Genomic DNA, 17,655 nt, shown 5'->3' on the forward strand with positions numbered 1-17,655 from the left:
TCAGACGCTTGACTTAACCGCTGCCTGCTTGAGCAATAATTGTAATGCCTCGCTGACCATCAGCATCGCCACTACCGAGGTGACGACTACCGCCGAGCCATAACCGCCGCAGTGCAAGCCACCTGTTTGACAGCTTTTATCAACGCGCGGTTGTTCTGTTGAATAGACACACTTAATACCGAATTTTTCTTTCAGCGCGCTATTGATGCCTTTTTCGTGGCGCAGCTTATTGCGCAGCTTGGCCAATAGCGGGTCTTGATAACTGTCGCGTAAATCACTTACCTTAATCTGGCTTGGGTCTATTTTACCGCCTGCCCCGCCCGCACAAACCAATTTTAACTTATTAAAGCGACAATGTAATGAAATCGCAAGCTTGGCATTCATATCATCAACACAGTCTAAAATCACAATCGGATTTTTTTGCGCCGCCGCTTTCGCTTGTGCGCGACTGGGCAATAACTCAGTAACGTTCTCAGGGGTCAAAAAATCATCTATCAAATGTAGGGTGACTTTTGGATTAATCTCACGGATACGGGTCGCCATCGCTGCAATCTTACTTTGCCCAAAGGTACTGTCTAACGCCGGCAGCTGGCGATTGACGTTAGAAGCCACCAACACATCCAAATCAATCAAAGTAATAGTACCCACTGCTGTGCGCGCCAATGCTTCTGCTGCCCACGAACCTACTCCACCGACACCAATCACATAAACATGCGCTGCGGCAAAGGTATCGACTGCCGATGCGCCATAGAGGGTTTGCGTGCCTTTAAAACGGCGCTCGTATTGCTCATCTGCATCGTCCGCCATATTTGCGCTTGCAGAAGCAAGTTGCTGTTCATGATGATGTTCATTAGTAGTAATGATATCTAGATTAGCTAAAGTAGCTGTTTGGGTTGTCGTTTGCTGCAATTGCGCCTCTTCAGTCATAACAAGTTAAAGCTCTTTTAAAAGGTGATTTATTATTCAATTATTTATTACTAAACTGTCTATTATTAAGCAGTTTTTTGCCATTATCAGGCTAGATAACGCCAATCAGTCTGTAAAGCACTGCAACTGTTGTGCCACAATTGCTCAGCAAGAATGGCTGGCGGCACATCGAGTAGCTTACTTAAACTCAGTAATACCCATGGCAAATTGGCAGGGACATTTCTATTATGAGCGGGCGCATTACCCCATTCATTATCTGGGCTTTGCCCGAGCGCCGACTGACTATTACCCGACTCTTGACACATGATGGGCGTCATATCTGGACAGTCCGTCTCAATCACCAAACACTCAATACCATCACTAGCGACAGCGGCTTGAATAGCGCGGCGTAGCTTTTTGGCGTTTGGATTGGTCACTTGACCGGTTACCCCAAGCTTAAAGCCCAGCTTTACAAATGCTTTCGCCTCTTGCTCACCACCACTAAAACTATGGGCGATACCGCCAAGCTCATGAGCATCATAGTCATGCGCTTTTAATAACGCCAATGCTTCAGCGTGCGCTTTACGAATATGCAGCATCACGGGTAACTTATGGCACACAGCCATATCAAGCTGAGCATTAAAAAAATACTGTTGCTTTGCGAACATCTCAGGCTGTTTCATCTCATCAGTAAAAGTATCGAAACCAATCTCACCGATGGCCAATGGACGCTTTTTATCCAGCATCTGCGCCATACTTTCTAGATGCGCCTCAGTATGCTGCTCAATATAAAATGGATGTAACCCTAGGGCAACATGCGCCTTTAAATGGGGCTGTTGCGGCGCATCTGCTTGACCTGCAATAGAGGATGGATACCGCTCATTGATTAAGCGTTCAGTATCATACAAGCGCTGAAAATGACGCTGCAAATATCCTACCAACACCAGATGGCGTATCCCTTGCTGATACGCTTGCTGTATCTGCTCGTCTCTATCAATATCAAATACCGGTGCATCAAAATGAGTATGGGTATCAATTAAAGGAAGAATAGCAGGTAATTCTGTATTAGCGTTAAATGATGCGCCAATGACCGTCATCAATAAACTCCAAATTTCTTAATGGTTAAAGCAATTTATTTCAATAGCATTTTTTATCGGCAATAAAGCCATTATTATTAATCACAGCTTCTATTTTAGCGCTGATTCATCTTCTTTAGTGAATTTATTAGCAACTTTATTATTCACTTCATTTTCAGCATTAGCCGCTAGTTTGCTATCTGCTTTTAGACTACTACGGCGCGGGAGAAGCAATAGCGCTAGGCCAACTGCCCCTAAACGCAACCACTTCTTTTTACGATTATTGCTATTACTACTACTGTTAAGATTGCGCATCATTTTCACCGAAGTATTTTTACCAAGACATCAAGGCACTTTCACCAAGGCACTTTAACCAAAGTACTTTCACCAAGACATACTATACGTTTGTTAATCGCTGTTTATGCATACTAGATTTATTCAAATATGTCACAATCAAAAGAAAGGCTATAAAAAATTGCTAATGAAAGCAATAAGTTATTATCCTAGGTTGCATTATACGCGCATCATAGAGGCGCTATGTATATCTGTGTTATGAATACGCAAACTAATGTACGGCGTCACTATCGTGCCGTACATTTAAGTATGCTTGTTATTGAGTATGAGCTTAAGAATTGAAGCTATTGAGGCTTAGGACAGTATCTGAAAACTTATCTATTATGAGCGTTTAGCGCTTTAACGGATAAGTTGTGATACCGCTACTGCTAGGGCTATCTACTTTGGTAAAGCCTTGAGAAGTCGTTTTTGGCGTTTGGTCACGTTTAGGTACCAGTGGATTGAGCGGCATCAATTCATAGTCGGCACTGATATTGCCATTCCAACCTTCTGTACCACTAAGCGGTAACTGTTTAATCGTGCCGTTTTTATCGATAACCAGTTGCAGAACGCGCATCTGATTGTATTTACGCTCGGTCACACTGGCTACAGCCCCGCCATCACGTAAGATAGTCGGCTGTAAAAATATGATTAAGTTACTCTTCTGGTTACTGTCGTTATCAGAGCGGAACAGTCGACCAAACAAGGGCATATTACCCAAACCAGGGACTTTTTGTTGGCGCGTAGTAGTGTTATCGCGCATCAAGCCACCCAAGGCGATGGTCTGCTGATCATCGGCTAAAATCGTGGTATTAATCAGGCTTTTATTGGTAATAAGACCGCTGGCATTGCCGGCGCTGCCCGGTACAACTGAGGAGACTTCTTGTGAAACTTCCAAACGTACGGTGCCATTATCACCAATATGAGGAATGACGTTTAGGTTGATACCGATATCTTGCCGGTCGATGGTCTGGAAAGGGTTGGTCGAAGAATCACTACCTGTGGTATAAGAGCCGGTGACAAAAGGCACGTTTTGACCAACTAAAATGCTCGCCTTTTCATTATCCAAGGTCAGAATCGAGGGCATCGACAGCAGATTGGCACTGGTCGATGAGTCAAGAGCTTGTAAGATTGCGCCATAAAACTGAGTATTACCTTGGCTGTCTTTTTTACTATCACCGATTCCAATCAAAGCCCCCGCAATCGAGCCTGCTGCCGCACTGATACCTGCTCCACCTGACAAGGCTGCTGCTGCAAGCGAAACCGCACTCGCGCCAACGTTATTAAAGTTGACGACGCCATAACCACTATTGGCATTACCGAGCGCCCATTGCACGCCAAGTTGGGTAGCATCATCGCCTGAGACCTCCACAATTGCTGCTTGAATCAAGACCTGAGCGCGGCGGCTATCAAGCTGATTGACAGCATCTTCAATCTCAAACATCAGCTCTGGCGCGGCATTAACGATGACAGCATTTTGGGTTTCATCGGCGATAATACTAAAAGGTCGACCACCGATACCAGTACTTGTGCCACCCGAGCTGCTAGTCGATAAAGCGGCCGCACCGCTATTGCCACTAGTATTGTTGCTAGCACCATTACCCACACTTGCATTAGCGCCGCTATTGAGTGTTGAGCCAGTACCACTGGCTCCGTTTAAAGAAGCAGACTCTAAGGTTGACGTCGCACCAGAGCTATTAATAGATTGACTGGCAAGTAAGCCGCGCAGCATCTCTGCAATATGACCGGCGCTAGCATATTTTAAGCGAAAGACCCGTAGCCCACTCAAACGCCTCGTTGGCGTGGTATCAAGCTGATTGACCATTTCTTGTACTTTGGCAATCATCTCAGGACTGCCTTTGACCAATAATCTATCGCTAGACGTATCGGCGATGACTTTTAGCTGATTGTTACCACCTTGAGCCTGCCCGCTACCCGCGCTTGCGACCAAAGCACTGATCAGCTCCATCATACGTTCGGCATCGACATGACGTAGCGGTATCACTTGCAAACTGTCATTAACGTTGCTGTCTAAATCACGGATAAGCGCCGTCAACTGATTAAGACTATCAGCGCGATCAGACAATACCAAAGCATTGACGCCCGGTACCGCTGCTGCATGAGCTGACTGCGGCATCAGTGGTCGAATCACGCCGAGCACTTCTGCTGCTTGGGTATTAGTCAAATAAATCACCCGAGTCGCTAGCGCTTCACCGACGCTATTACCCTGTAAATCTACCGCAACACCTGATTGTTTGGCGACGTTATCAGGCACCAGCTTAATCGTCGTACCCGAGTCGATAGCAGCAATACCATTGACCTGCATGACACTTAAGAACAGCTGATAAATCTCGTCACGCGACAATGCTTTGTTAGAAATGACGGTAACATTACCATTGATACGCGGATCAAGGACAAAGTTTTGATCGGTAATGGTCGCCACTTCATTAATAAAAGCTTTGATATCGGCATCTTGTAGATTGACCTTCCAGCTTTCTGCACTCACTAGCCCCGTACTCGCTGCCCATAGCGGAATAGCTAGGCACAGCGGACGGCACAGACGCATCAAACGCTGCAAAATATGGTGTAAAGGCGTGACCGAGAAATTTTGAGAACTGACCATATTGATAATTACCTACAGTGATGTCGCGGATATACTAAGTTTCATAAGTGCTAAGTTTCGTGTGCTAAATTTCTTGTGTTAAATACAATATGTGCTGAATGTAATATGAACTGAAACTGAATTGGATAGCTAATTAATGCTCTTTAGCGACTTGCCAACTATAAGAACAAGCAAGTCTGTATCTAAAAAATCGGCTTTAAAGTCTAAGCTAGAACTGCTGGCGAATGGTAATCACTTGATCGCCACGCTGCACTTCTATTTGTGCTTCACCGGCTTGCTTTACTTGCTGTAAGACGCTGGCATCTTGCCCAGGATTACTGCCAACGCTTTGACCATTAACGGTCAGTACCTTATCACCAGGCTCCAGCCCTAACCGATTACGCAATTTAGCCGGCATAGCGGCTGTGACCTGATAGCTCTCACCTGACGCCATGACGCCCATTCGACTTAAATAACTGGCGGGATTGGATTGTAATTCGGTAACGGCTTCATCAATTGCTGACTTTGGCTCGCCCTCGCTGCTTGCTTCCCCATTTGGCGCCGTATCAGGATTAACTTGGTCTGGTGATGGTGTATTAGGTGAGTTAGGCAACATAGTATTCTCTGGCAAACGCTGATTACTCACCGTACCTGCCAGCATAGCGCTTTGGTCGAGTGGCATAGCTTCTGCCATTCTGATGACGGTTTCTTTATCATAAGCATCAGCGATAATGACTTCATTCCAATCGACAGCAACCAGCGTATAGTCACTGTCTTTTAAAGTGTCACCGATACGGTAATTTTTCACTTCACCATTGACATCCAATAGGGCCGAAGACAGACTTTCCGGTATCGCAATAAGTACGCCTTTTAGCCCAATATTAGGCGGCGGTTGTACTGCGGCAGCGATAGGATCAGGGTCAGAAAAAATGGCAAACAAACCACTATAGTCGGTATTTGAGTTCGCTGTATTCTGTAAAGGAGCAAGCGGTAACGCGGGCGCTAATGGAGCAGCTAGTAGCAGCCACAGTAACCGCGCTGCTGTCCAACACAACCAAATAATGGCCAATAATAACAACCACGCTGAAAAGCGATTGAGCGTATTGATAATAGGTTTTATTCGCCTAGAAATATCGGTAGCATTCATCATCTAGCGCGCCCCCAAGCCATTGAGCAGCGGCTGCCGCACACTAACTACGGGCGTATCTTGCGGTGCTTGTCCTTTATATTCTGGCATGTTTTCTAGTAGGCGCTGGGTTAAGCTGACGTCTAACATATTATCGCCATCGATATACAGATCACCCAAGCGCTTATCTTGATTGTTTACCAGATTGATATGCAGCAGATTTTTATTGTTCTTTTGCTCGGCACTGAGCTCAGCACGCAGCGCTGGCATGGTGATATAAAAAACCTTACCACCGCTAGGGTAGCCCACTTCACCGCCAACCCAAGTCAGCTGACCACTTGCCTCACTAAAGCCGGACGCCTTGGTAGCTGAGCCACTATTATTCGAACCACCGATAGTCGAACCATTAGCTGAATTACTTGCGGCAGACTGACGTTTTAATGAGACGTTATTGACCTGAATCGGCGCATTAGGCAACTGCCAATCGACCACACTCGCCAAAGTTTCAGGGGCGATTTTACCGCTCATGTTTTGAACTTGCCATGAGCTGGTGCCTACTTTAACCTGACCATTTAAACGGGTTTGCTCTGAGCTGATATCAACTTCAGCCCCTAGTTTGCCTAATAATAAATGCCACGGCTGCCACGACCATTCAGCGGCGCCTGTAAGCGGTGTTGCTGACACGGGCAGCTGCCAAATCGCTGAGCCTTGCCATAAGTTGCCCGACACATGTTGCACATACGGCGTATCTGGGGCGTATTTTTCAAGTAGCCATGCCGCTGGCATTTGCAAGACGGCAAATAGCGCAAATAGGATAAAGCCAAATAGCCACCAGAGCTTGCGGGGACGCTTGTAAGACGATGTGGATACTTGAGGCACAGTTACCTAACTCTTATATAAGACAAAAACGTCATTATCATAGCAAACAATGGCATACAGATGACAGAAAAAAAGCCAGTATCTTTGCACCAAAATACTGGCGCTAAAGATACTGGCTTTTATCTATCCACTTGCTTATTAAGCAATCATTATCAATGACGCATGAAAGCAAAATAAAATCAGACATTCATAAAGGCGTTTAACTGATTAAATAGCAAAATCTTCCAATTTACGACCTGCGGCTAGGGCGTCTACCAACCAAGTTGGTTTGCGACCACGACCGGTCCAGGTTTCTTCGTTATTACTGGTATTGCGATACTTAATGCTGCGTTTTTTCTCAAGTTTCTCGCCCGCTTGTAAAATCTCTTCAATGCTCGCTTCACTTTCTTCAGCAATTTTTTCAAACTGCATATAAGCATCATATAAACGCTGATGTTGTTTTTGGGCAATAAGTTGCTGGGCATTTTCGGTAATGGCGCGTAGCTCATCAACGTTGAGGTTATTTAAATCAATCACGTTATTTTTGCTCATCATAATCTCCACTTTTATATCAAGGTTATAAATCAAATAGCATGATTGCTAATGACTTGTGAATAATAAAAATCGTAAGTAGCAGTAATATAAACAAAAATATAATCCATCACAAGTATTGATTGGTATTCAATGATAAAGGGCTACGCATAAATGCCATTAAAGCAAAAACGGTTTTAAACGTTAGTTGGTTTTATAGTAGTATTTATAATGTTGTTTATATTTTTACTTATCAATATATACAAAAGCCAATAGCATAAAAAAAGAGCCTGTATTCACAGGCTCTTCATTTTTTAATCAACACTTTTTATTTACATATAAGTCTTAGGTACACGTCAGAACGGAATATCATCATCTACAGGGCCATCAGGCATCGCTGACGGCTTCGACTGTGCTGGTGCTTGAGCGGGCTTATTAAATTGATTTTGCGCTGGCGCATTTTGATTGTTAAAGCTGTTTTGATTGCTGTTTTGATTATTGCCTTGTGACATACCTTGAGAAGCTGGAGCGCCGCCTTGGTTATAGCCACTTTGCTGGTTATTGGCTGGTTGACCATAATTATTTTGGTTAGCTTGACCCTGATTTTGATTTGAGCTTTGACCGCCTTGATTGCCATAGCCTTGACCCTGACTTTGACCTGAGTTTTGACCACCAAAACCACCACCGTCACCACTACCACCGGTCGCGCCATCTAGCATTTGCATTTGCTCAGCACGAATCTCAGTAATATAACGGTCTTGGCCATTGGGATCTTGATATTTACGCGTACGCAAGCTGCCTTCGATATAGACCTTGCTGCCTTTACGAAGATACTGTGCCGCGATTTCACCTAAACGATTAAACAATGAAATGCGGTGCCATTCCGTTGCTTCTCTTTTCTCACCACTTTGCTTGTCAGTCCACTGCTCTGAGGTCGCAACCGAAATATTGGTCACGCTACCGCCGTTACTGAATTGACGTGCCTCGGGGTCTGCTCCAAGGTTACCGATGATGATAACTTTATTAACTCCGCGCATAATGTTGTCCTTTTATTGACAAATTGTTTTATGAATATTTTAATAACTATTAAATGAAACTGATTAATAATATCAGTAATATGAATTTACTTTAACCAATTTTTGTTTAAATATCTAGGGGGCTTTGCGCCAAATGCGACAGCTCTTGTCGCGAAGAATCGGTCAGCTGGGTTTTGTCTAATTTTAAATAAGCGACCTGCTCTTTTGCCATCACGACCAACTCATCAACGCCTTCTACCGCCAGCATTTGCCGTGACCAATCTTGGATATTGATATCTTTAGGAATGGTAACGGTGGTACTCGATAAATAAGGCGGCTGCGCAATCGGGATAATCAACAGTAGCGCCGCGGCCATAATGGCGGCCAATATACCCCACGCCAATAGATTAGGCTGGGTCAATAATAAACCGCCCATTGCCCCGCCGACAAAAGCACCGAAAAACTGACTTGATGAATTCAGTCCCATCGCGGTGGCTTTATTGGCGACGGGCGCACGTTTCGATATCCACGATGGAATCGTCGCTTCGAGTAAGTTAAAGCCCATAAAATACAGCAATAAGCCTAGAATAATACCCACGCCGACCTGACTACCAATGGCCAATAACGCTAGGGCAGCGGTCATAAGCGCAATTGCCCCTAAGAATACTTGGCGCATCTTGCGTTTCTTTTCGGCGATGATAATAAAGGGTATCGCCACGGCGAAGCCAATAAATAATAACGGCAAATATACCAAACCCTGCTGACGTACCGACAATCCTAGTACGTCATTGAGCTGATGCGGTAAGATGACAAAGATGGCTGTCATCGTTAAATGTAGGGCAAAAATACCAATATGCAAACGGTTTAAATCGCCAATCTTTAGCACTGTCGCTAACTGCTGACCAATCGATTTATTATCAAGATTATGCTTAAGCACCCGTAGCGGCGTTGGTACAAATAGTAATAACAACATCGCCAAAACAGCGAAACCAGCGGTCAACCAAAATAACCCTGATATACCAAGCGAGCCGACCAATAAAGGCCCAAAGGCAAACGCCAACATAATTGAGGTAGCAATGGTCAAACCCATGGTCGCCATCGCTTTGGTGCGCATCTCCTCGCGCGTAACGTCTGCTAACAGCGCCATCAATACCGCCGAAACCGCGCCACTACCTGCCAGCGCCCGACCGATAATAACCTCGTAAATATCTGTGGCATTGGCAGCGATGATACCGCCAAGCGCAAATAATATCAGACCCAAAAAGATAATCGGCTTACGCGGAAACTTATCAGCGGCAAGGCTCATCGGTATCTGAAAAATAGCCTGCCCTAGCCCATAAATACCGACCGCCAAGCCAATCAGAAACGGTGTCGCATGCGCATAATTATCACCATACACAGAAAATACTGGCACAATCATAAACAAGCCAATCATCCGCAAGGCAAATATACCACCGACCCCGAGGATTGCCCGTTTTTCTACGCTATTCATACTTGCCTCACTGGTTCATCATTGCTGTTTAATCACTGCAGCTCTGCTTGTATTATTACGACGCTTCAAGGCTTTAGCCTACAAATTAAGCCCCCTAGTATAAGACATTCGCCGTCTGGATGCCGAAACTTTTATATAGCTGCCGCAGCGGCAGTGGTAGCACCTACTCACGCTTTTTATGGAGCTGATAATTAGAGCCGATAATTTTGTTACCAAGTGCATCTAATGGGTCATTACACCTTGAATAATCCTGCTGTCATGCCAATAAAGTAAGACGTTGAGAACGTTGTGCTCTGAAAAATGGTCTAAAAAAACTTTATGACAAATCTTTTTATAAAACGACGTTATTTTGCCAAATCTATAACAAACCACTCATATTAGTGACCCTTTATTTAGATTACCTTTATCCATTTCAAGTATTAAAGGTATTGTACAAGAGATAACCATTACTATGGCTTTATGAAAACTACATAATGAAAACCACATACTTTTATAAAGCCATATTAATTTGAATAGCATTTTTAAAATTATCTACGTTTTCAATGCATCATTTCACTCATATTAATTGACCCTTTTAAATTTTTTAAAAATACCATTTTAGCAAATAGGAAACCTATCACCGATGGCACACGAGTATATTAAGGTTCGCGGCGCACGCACTCATAATCTAAAAAATATCGATTTAGACATTCCACGCGATAAATTTGTGGTAATTACCGGTTTATCAGGTTCTGGTAAATCTTCATTGGCGTTTGATACGCTTTATGCTGAAGGGCAACGCCGTTATGTTGAAAGTCTTTCGGCTTATGCGCGTCAGTTCCTCTCGCAAATGGAAAAGCCCGATGTCGATAGTATCGAAGGCTTGTCACCGGCGATTGCCATCGAGCAAAAATCAACCAACCATAACCCGCGCTCAACGGTTGGTACGATTACCGAAATTTATGACTATCTGCGCCTGCTCTATGCGCGTATCGGTACGCCCTTTTGCCCTGAGCATGGCGAGCCAATGGTCGCGCAGTCGGTGACTGAAATGGTCGATCAAGTCATGGCGCTGCCCGATGATACCAAGATCATGATTTTGGCACCCGTCATTCGCGAGCGTAAAGGCGAACATACGGTTTTACTTGAGCAACTGATTGGTCAAGGTTTTGTACGTGTGCGCGTCGATGGCGATGTCTACGATACTGATGAGCTACCGACACTGGATAAGAAGAAAAAGCATACCATCGAAGTCGTCGTTGACCGCTTTAAAGTCCGTGATGATTTAGGTAACCGTGTCGCTGAAAGTTTGGAGACGGCTCTACGTTTAGGCCAAGGTTTGGTGACGCTACACTTTATGGATGGCAATCCAAAAGAAGGCGGCGATGAAAACCAAGTCATGTCAGCCAAGCACTCTTGCCCTGTTTGTGATCGCGCTGTCTCTGAGCTTGAGCCGCGCATGTTCAGTTTTAACAATCCGTATGGTGCTTGCCCAAGCTGTGATGGTCTCGGTAAACGTCAGTATTTCTCAGCCGAAAAGCTGATTACCCATCATGAAAAATCGCTCAATCAAGGCGCGATTAATGGTTGGGATAAGCGTCATGCTTATTATTTCGGTCTGCTTTCAACCGTTTGCAATCACTTCAAAATTGACATGGATGCACCGTGGCAAGAGCTACCAAAAGTGCAGCAAGATATCGTCATGCAGGGCTCAGGTAAAGAGAAGCTGACCTTTAACTTTACTGATGAGCGCGGTCGCAAGACCAATAAGACGGTGCCATTTGTAGGTGTGCTGCCTTATTTAGAGCGCCGTTATGCCAAAACCCAAAGCAACCTTGTGCGTGACGAGTTGGCAAAATATTTAGCCGATACCACTTGTAACGTCTGTGATGGCGCGCGTCTCAATGAGATTTCACGCAATGTCCGCGTTGATGATCAAACCATCGCCCAAATCGTGAAGCTGTCTATCGGTGACGCTGCTGACTATTATAAAACGCTAAAAATTGGCGGTCATAAAGGTGAAGTTGCAGAAAAAATCTTTAAAGAGATTAATGAGCGTCTAAATTTCTTAGTTAGCGTTGGGCTTGATTATCTATCGCTAGCGCGCTCTGCTGAGACGCTATCAGGCGGTGAAGCGCAGCGTATTCGTCTTGCCAGCCAAATTGGCGCAGGTCTGATGGGTGTGATGTATGTCCTTGATGAGCCATCCATTGGTCTGCATCAGCGCGATAATGATCGTCTGCTAAAAACCCTAACGCGCTTGCGTGATTTGGGCAATACGGTACTGGTCGTTGAGCATGATGAAGATGCTATTCGCCAAGCGGATCACGTTATCGATATCGGTGTTGGCGCGGGCGTCCATGGCGGTCATATCATCGCTCAGGGTACGGTCGATGACATCATGGCCAATAAAGAATCGCTGACTGGACAATATATGTCTGGTAAGAAAAAAATCGAGATTCCAAGCATTCGCCATAAAGCCAAAACGATTGATATGGAAGTCAAAGGTAAAGCCAAGCCGAAACAAGTTCCAATGACTATTGAGCTAAAAGGCGCATCCGGCAATAACTTACACGATGTTGATTTGACCTTGCCAATCGGTATCATGACTTGTATCACTGGGGTTTCGGGTTCTGGTAAATCTACCCTCATCAACCGTACTTTGATGCCATTAGCCGCAACGCAATTAAATAATGCATCAACGCTCATCGCCGATAAGCATGACAGCATCACTGGTCTTGAGCATTTAGATAAAATGGTCGATATCGATCAAAGCCCAATCGGTCGTACGCCGCGCTCAAACCCAGCGACCTATACGGGTGTATTTACGCCAGTTCGTGAGATGTTTGCACAAACGCAAGAAGCACGTGCTCGTGGTTATAAAGCCGGTCGCTTTAGCTTTAACGTCAAAGGCGGACGCTGTGAGATGTGTCAGGGTGATGGTCTTATCAAAGTTGAGATGCATTTCTTACCTGACATGTATGTGCCGTGTGATACCTGTGAAGGCAAGCGCTATAACCGCGAGACCTTAGAGATTCACTATAAAGGTAAAAATATCGCCGACGTGCTCGATATGACCGTTGAAGATGCGACTGAGTTCTTCTCAGCCATTCCAGCGATTTATCGTCGCCTACAAGCCTTGATGGATGTTGGTCTTAGTTATATCCGTCTGGGACAGTCGGCACCGACATTATCAGGTGGTGAAGCGCAACGTGTCAAATTGGCGCGTGAGCTTGCCAAACGGGATACCGGACAGACACTCTATATCTTAGATGAGCCAACCACTGGTTTGCATTTCCATGATATCGATAAGCTGCTCAATATCTTGCATACTCTACGCGATAAAGGCAATACCATCGTGGTCATCGAGCACAATTTGGATGTCATCAAAACGGCGGATTGGGTGATTGACCTTGGCCCTGAAGGCGGTAAAGGTGGCGGACTGATCATCGCGGAAGGTACGCCTGAGGAAGTAGCAGAAGTCAAAGGCTCATATACTGGTGAGTTCTTAAAACCGATGCTTAAGCAAGCGATGAAAGAAGTGAGTTAATACAGTTAGTGAATGATTGATAAAAGGCTACTCTTTAGGGAGTGGCCTTTTTTGATGTCTATATTGCCCCTCATATTCACTTCAAAATTAAGCTGTTGCAACTTGCATGTTTTAGCAATATAACCGCTACAATCAGTGATAAATGGCTCCCTAAACTCACATTTTAAATGTAAAATGAAATTTTATACCCCATTCAATCAATACTCCCCAGAAAAAAACTAGGAAAGAATAATGGATATGCAACCTAACGATACAAGTATAAAGCTACTTTTCAATTCTGGGAGTCAGTTCTCGATACCTCGCTTTCAACGAGAGTACTCATGGGATAAAAAGAATTATCAGGAATTCATTGATGATATGTTGAATTGCCTTACTCTTGAGAATAATGAATTAAAGAATACAAGCTACTTCTTAGGAACAATGCTATTTATAGGCGACTTTGTAGATAAAAACAGGGTGGATAAGTACATACACGTGGTGGATGGTCAACAACGTCTTACAACAATTACGATCCTATTCTCAGCTCTGTCTGATAGATTTAAAGAAATTAATGAGAAAGTCTTAAGTAAACAGTTATTCAAGTATATTGTAGATAAAAATGATGATGGAGAGGATTATAAGGTCCTAGATAGTAAGACACATTACCCTTATTTTTCATACTTTATCCAAGATATAGAAAAAAGCATTGCTCAGGAAGTAGCAACCGAAGAGGAGGAGCTTATTAAAAATTCCTTTGATTATCTTTATAGTAGATTGGAAGAAAATAGCCTGAGAACATATCTTAAAAAAAATATTGGTAGTGATAGAGTAGACCAAATCACATATGTAGATATCTTGAAATCTCTTAGAGATCAAGTTTTAGGTACTATTTTTATAGCCATAACAACTCCTGATAAAAAAAATGCAAACATGATATTCGAGATCTTAAATGCTAAAGGAAAGAAACTCTCTCATGTTGACTTGATAAAAAACAAGATATTCGAAGTGCTTGACCAAGAAGTTCCTGCTGACTATGCTGAGATAAAGTGGAATAAGATTAAGGCAACGCTTATATCTAGGACAGAAGCTGTTGGATTAGCTACTTACTATCGACATTTTTGGATATCAAAATATAAAAAATCAACAGGCACTAAGCTATATGACGACTTCTTAACAAAAGTTACTCCAAAAAACGAGACTAGATACAGAAATTTTCTAGAAGAACTTGAGTCCAACGCAATTGATTATATAAAAATACTGAATCCTATGAGAGAGGATTATAATAATAGGAAAGAGTATTTCTGGTTAGTTCAGAGTCTAAATGTATTAATGAATTATTTTAATATCGTACAGGTAAGAGTAGCGTTATTGGCATTATTCCAAATGAAAAATCAAGGTCATATTTCTACTAAGGTATTTAAATCCACAGTACTTTACCTAGAAAACTTTCATTTTTCTTACAATGCTGTTACCTCTGGAAGAGCAAATAAATTTGAAAAAATATATGCTACTTTTGCAATTAGCCTTAGAACAAGTGAGAGCCAAAATGAGGCTCACGATAAAATAGATAACTTATTAAAAAAACCGCTGGACGCTTTATTCCCAGATTTCGAACAGTTTTCAAAGAGCTTTATTTTGTTGAGCTTCACTAAAAAGGCAAAGCACAGTAACTTAAAAACTAAATATGCTATACAGAAGCTAAACGCCTTATTCGACAAGAGCGAAGTATTCTCAGATGTAAGCAGTATTGAGCATATATACCCTGAAAATGATGACGATATTACATTTAATATCGGAAATCTAATAGTATTGGAAGAAAAATTAAACCAAGAAGCAGGTTGCCTGAGTTATCCTGATAAAAAATCTATTTATAAAAAATCTAATTTTGTATGGGTAAATAAATTTGCAGATGATAATGAAGAATGGAAAAAATCTAATATTGAGAATAGGTCCAAAGAACTAGCTAAAACTTATTACACAGAGATTCTCAATAAAAAAATTTAAACTATATCAACAATATTTATTAAGTTCTTAGGTTGGGTAAAGCTTGAGATATCCGTCGTTCCGATCTAATGGGGCGTTGGGTATAGTTTCTTCACACCAACCTAATCATCAGGTTCATCTTCAATTCTAAATAGTCGCCTTGAAGCGCTGTTTAGCCCCGATTGTAGCGGTTATCCTTGGTTGACCACTAGCTTGCGGGGACTTAGCTAGTAGCGGTATTGAGACAACAGGAATGCTACTGGCTATTAGTCACCGCTCTAGTGGGCGACCAAGATATGAGCGGAAAGCGGGATTGGCGCCCAGTAATAAAAGCGCTCTAACTATATAAACTCTCTCTCAACATTCATCACCCTTGCATCTACCGTACGTTCTAGCTTTTCCTCAATTTGGCTACACTGAGACTCGACCTCACGTTTAGACAGTCCAACGATCACAAACGTCCACTCGCTGGCGTCATGTCGATCACGCTCACCACTTTCACATACCGCGACGCTTGGCGTATTGCCAAAACGTGCATGCAAGCCGCCCATGCGTTGGCGTTTTTCTTTTAACGAGCTACAGCCGGGTAGCGCAAAAGTCAGGGTTAAGATAGCGATATGCATTTTATTCTCCTTGCGACAGTGGTTTACGCTTTATAATAGTAGCAAATAAGCACGGCAAGTTATGCTATCGTTACCTTGCTGTCTCGATAGCCTATAACCGCTCACACTGTTTATAGTTATACCATTCACAAATCTCACAATAGCCAATATGCGTATCTAATCAATGACCTCTATCAGCTACGTACAGCAACAGCACATTACTCGATTATGCGTGCGCTGCGGATTACTCCTTATGCAATATGGCGCTGAGTCTGCCGTGGTGGTGGACTTATCCAAACGCTTAGGGCTTGCCTTGGGGATGAACAGCGTAGAATGTTCGCTAAACTTCAATGCCATTACCTTGACCACTATCTGTGATGAGCGCTGTATCACCACCACCAGAGACACGATCAATCAAAGCATTAATGTCAATTTATTGGTACAAATTCAGCAAATTGTCAATAAAACTGAAGCCCTCACAGATAATGATAATGACAAACTGAAGCCTGAGCTAACTGAACGCACGACCCTTGCGTTTGATGAGTTAGATAATAAGTCGGTGTATCCAACATGGCTGGTGGGCATATTTGTTGGGGCGTCTTGTGCTGCGTTTGCTTATCTAAACGGTGGCAGTTGGTCGATTACCGCCGTGACCTTTATCGCGGGTATGGTAGCGATGTTCACTCGCATTTATCTGGCCAAACACCATTTTAATCCCTTTATCACGGTCATTGTGACGGCTTTTATCGCCTCTTTAATTGGGGCGACGACCTACTATTTTGATATTGGTAATAATGCCGATATTGCCGTTGCCTCTAGCGTGCTGTTACTGGTACCAAGCTTTCCTTTGATCAATTCTTTCTCAGATATCCTAAAAGGCTATGTCAATATTGGCGTTGGGCGTGCCGTTTTTACCTATATGTTGACCTTGTCCGCTTGCGTTGGTATCGTCATGGCGCTGGTTTTACTTAGAATACAGCACTGGGGGTTTTAAGATGTGGTTCATTAAAACCGTGGTGTTGTCGTGCATTATTACCCTTGGTTGGACGCTGATGTTTAGCGTGCCCAAACGCTATATTTTGCCGTGTTTGCTGATGACCGCGTTTGGATTTGGGCTAAAAACAGCACTTGTCTATCAGCATATCCATCTGGTGGTTGCTAGCTTTTTTGGGGCGATGCTTGCCAGCTTCTTGGGCGTTTACTTTTCTAAAAAATATACGCTGCCGCCCAAAGCGTTAATTTCACCGAGCGTCATCTGTATGATGCCAGGTATCGCTGCTTATAAGGCGATGGTCAGTATGGTGCAAATTGGTTATTTTGGTTTTTCCGACGAATTATTTAGCCAAATGATGGTGTATTTATTTGAGGCCTTGTTTGTAACCTCGGGATTGGTGCTAGGCTTATCCATTCCCGGACTGTTATTTTATAGGCGGCGTGCCATAGTTTAGGCGGGTATAAGTAGGTGTAGATGGGCTTAGACATCAAGCTATTTTCGCCTAAATGCTTTTATATTCTGATACTAGCTGGCATATCCTTATAAGCAAAACCTTGTAAGATTAATAATGATACCCATTACAATAGAGTTCAAAATAACAGCATTAAAAAATAATAGACTGCAAAAT

Annotated in this window: 14 protein-coding genes; 4 read left to right on the top strand and 10 right to left on the bottom strand. The window is 43.3% G+C overall.

Annotated elements, in window-relative coordinates; genetic code table 11:
• The 9 genes from JMX94_RS03445 to JMX94_RS03485 all read right to left on the bottom strand — a co-directional run bounded on the left by JMX94_RS03445 (position 1) and on the right by JMX94_RS03485 (position 9,940).
• Positions 1 to 807 carry a ThiF family adenylyltransferase gene (locus tag JMX94_RS03445; protein WP_374220392.1) on the bottom strand — a complete coding sequence of 269 codons (807 nt, stop codon included), beginning with the start codon at positions 805 to 807 and terminating at the stop codon, positions 1 to 3.
• Between the two features lie 206 nt (positions 808 to 1,013).
• Entirely contained in the window at positions 1,014 to 2,003 is a 990-nt protein-coding gene (locus tag JMX94_RS03450; protein ID WP_201563222.1) for a TatD family hydrolase, read from the bottom strand.
• 90 nt (positions 2,004 to 2,093) lie between these two features.
• The gene (locus tag JMX94_RS03455; protein ID WP_201563223.1) at positions 2,094 to 2,300 is read right to left on the bottom strand and encodes a hypothetical protein; all 207 of its coding nucleotides are present in this window, start codon (positions 2,298 to 2,300) and stop codon (positions 2,094 to 2,096) included.
• Positions 2,301 to 2,667: 367 nt separating this feature from the next.
• On the bottom strand, positions 2,668 to 4,938 hold the full coding sequence (gspD, locus tag JMX94_RS03460; RefSeq protein ID WP_201563225.1) for a type II secretion system secretin GspD: 2,271 nt from the start codon (positions 4,936 to 4,938) through the stop codon (positions 2,668 to 2,670).
• Between the two features lie 208 nt (positions 4,939 to 5,146).
• Positions 5,147 to 6,067, bottom strand: a complete 921-nt coding sequence (locus JMX94_RS03465) for a type II secretion system protein N (protein ID WP_227673494.1) — start codon at positions 6,065 to 6,067, stop codon at positions 5,147 to 5,149.
• On the bottom strand, positions 6,068 to 6,922 hold the full coding sequence (gene gspN, locus JMX94_RS03470; protein WP_201563227.1) for a type II secretion system protein N: 855 nt from the start codon (positions 6,920 to 6,922) through the stop codon (positions 6,068 to 6,070).
• A 207-nt stretch (positions 6,923 to 7,129) separates the two neighbouring features.
• The gene (locus JMX94_RS03475) at positions 7,130 to 7,456 is read right to left on the bottom strand and encodes an H-NS family nucleoid-associated regulatory protein (protein WP_227673495.1); all 327 of its coding nucleotides are present in this window, start codon (positions 7,454 to 7,456) and stop codon (positions 7,130 to 7,132) included.
• Positions 7,457 to 7,788: 332 nt separating this feature from the next.
• Positions 7,789 to 8,469, bottom strand: coding sequence for a single-stranded DNA-binding protein (ssb, locus tag JMX94_RS03480; RefSeq protein ID WP_201563229.1), 681 nt, complete (start codon positions 8,467 to 8,469; stop codon positions 7,789 to 7,791).
• Positions 8,470 to 8,575: 106 nt separating this feature from the next.
• Positions 8,576 to 9,940 carry an MFS transporter gene (locus JMX94_RS03485; RefSeq protein WP_201563231.1) on the bottom strand — a complete coding sequence of 455 codons (1,365 nt, stop codon included), beginning with the start codon at positions 9,938 to 9,940 and terminating at the stop codon, positions 8,576 to 8,578.
• Between the two features lie 622 nt (positions 9,941 to 10,562).
• Between JMX94_RS03485 and uvrA the strand changes: the two genes are divergently transcribed.
• Positions 10,563 to 13,469, top strand: a complete 2,907-nt coding sequence (uvrA, locus tag JMX94_RS03490) for an excinuclease ABC subunit UvrA (RefSeq protein ID WP_201563233.1) — start codon at positions 10,563 to 10,565, stop codon at positions 13,467 to 13,469.
• 231 nt (positions 13,470 to 13,700) lie between these two features.
• A complete protein-coding gene (locus JMX94_RS03495; RefSeq protein WP_201563235.1) occupies positions 13,701 to 15,452 on the top strand; it encodes a DUF262 domain-containing protein in 1,752 nt (583 codons plus the stop codon).
• A 320-nt stretch (positions 15,453 to 15,772) separates the two neighbouring features.
• Here JMX94_RS03495 and JMX94_RS03500 read toward each other — a convergent pair whose 3' ends face one another.
• Positions 15,773 to 16,054, bottom strand: coding sequence for a DUF503 domain-containing protein (locus JMX94_RS03500; RefSeq protein ID WP_020444135.1), 282 nt, complete (start codon positions 16,052 to 16,054; stop codon positions 15,773 to 15,775).
• Between the two features lie 163 nt (positions 16,055 to 16,217).
• Between JMX94_RS03500 and JMX94_RS03505 the strand changes: the two genes are divergently transcribed.
• Positions 16,218 to 17,027: a threonine/serine exporter ThrE family protein gene (locus tag JMX94_RS03505; protein ID WP_201563237.1), complete on the top strand. Its 810-nt coding sequence runs from the start codon at positions 16,218 to 16,220 to the stop codon at positions 17,025 to 17,027.
• A gap of 1 nt (position 17,028) precedes the next feature.
• The gene (locus JMX94_RS03510) at positions 17,029 to 17,481 is read left to right on the top strand and encodes a threonine/serine exporter family protein (RefSeq protein WP_011280954.1); all 453 of its coding nucleotides are present in this window, start codon (positions 17,029 to 17,031) and stop codon (positions 17,479 to 17,481) included.
• Positions 17,482 to 17,655 lie beyond the last annotated feature (174 nt).

This window comes from Psychrobacter sp. CMS30 (genome assembly GCF_904846565.1).
GTDB lineage: Bacteria > Pseudomonadota > Gammaproteobacteria > Pseudomonadales > Moraxellaceae > Psychrobacter > Psychrobacter maritimus.

Bases quoted from the DNA above. Each gene is read 5' to 3' on its own strand.
- JMX94_RS03445 (WP_374220392.1), bottom strand. From the start codon at position 807: ATGGCGGACGATGCAGATGAGCAATACGAGCGCCGTTTTAAAGGCACG.
- JMX94_RS03450 (WP_201563222.1), bottom strand. From the start codon at position 2,003: ATGACGGTCATTGGCGCATCATTTAACGCTAATACAGAATTACCTGCT.
- JMX94_RS03455 (WP_201563223.1), bottom strand. From the start codon at position 2,300: ATGATGCGCAATCTTAACAGTAGTAGTAATAGCAATAATCGTAAAAAG.
- gspD (WP_201563225.1), bottom strand. From the start codon at position 4,938: ATGGTCAGTTCTCAAAATTTCTCGGTCACGCCTTTACACCATATTTTG.
- JMX94_RS03465 (WP_227673494.1), bottom strand. From the start codon at position 6,067: ATGATGAATGCTACCGATATTTCTAGGCGAATAAAACCTATTATCAAT.
- JMX94_RS03475 (WP_227673495.1), bottom strand. From the start codon at position 7,456: ATGATGAGCAAAAATAACGTGATTGATTTAAATAACCTCAACGTTGAT.
- ssb (WP_201563229.1), bottom strand. From the start codon at position 8,469: ATGCGCGGAGTTAATAAAGTTATCATCATCGGTAACCTTGGAGCAGAC.
- JMX94_RS03485 (WP_201563231.1), bottom strand. From the start codon at position 9,940: ATGAATAGCGTAGAAAAACGGGCAATCCTCGGGGTCGGTGGTATATTT.
- uvrA (WP_201563233.1), top strand. From the start codon at position 10,563: ATGGCACACGAGTATATTAAGGTTCGCGGCGCACGCACTCATAATCTA.
- JMX94_RS03495 (WP_201563235.1), top strand. From the start codon at position 13,701: ATGGATATGCAACCTAACGATACAAGTATAAAGCTACTTTTCAATTCT.
- JMX94_RS03500 (WP_020444135.1), bottom strand. From the start codon at position 16,054: ATGCATATCGCTATCTTAACCCTGACTTTTGCGCTACCCGGCTGTAGC.
- JMX94_RS03505 (WP_201563237.1), top strand. From the start codon at position 16,218: ATGACCTCTATCAGCTACGTACAGCAACAGCACATTACTCGATTATGC.
- JMX94_RS03510 (WP_011280954.1), top strand. From the start codon at position 17,029: ATGTGGTTCATTAAAACCGTGGTGTTGTCGTGCATTATTACCCTTGGT.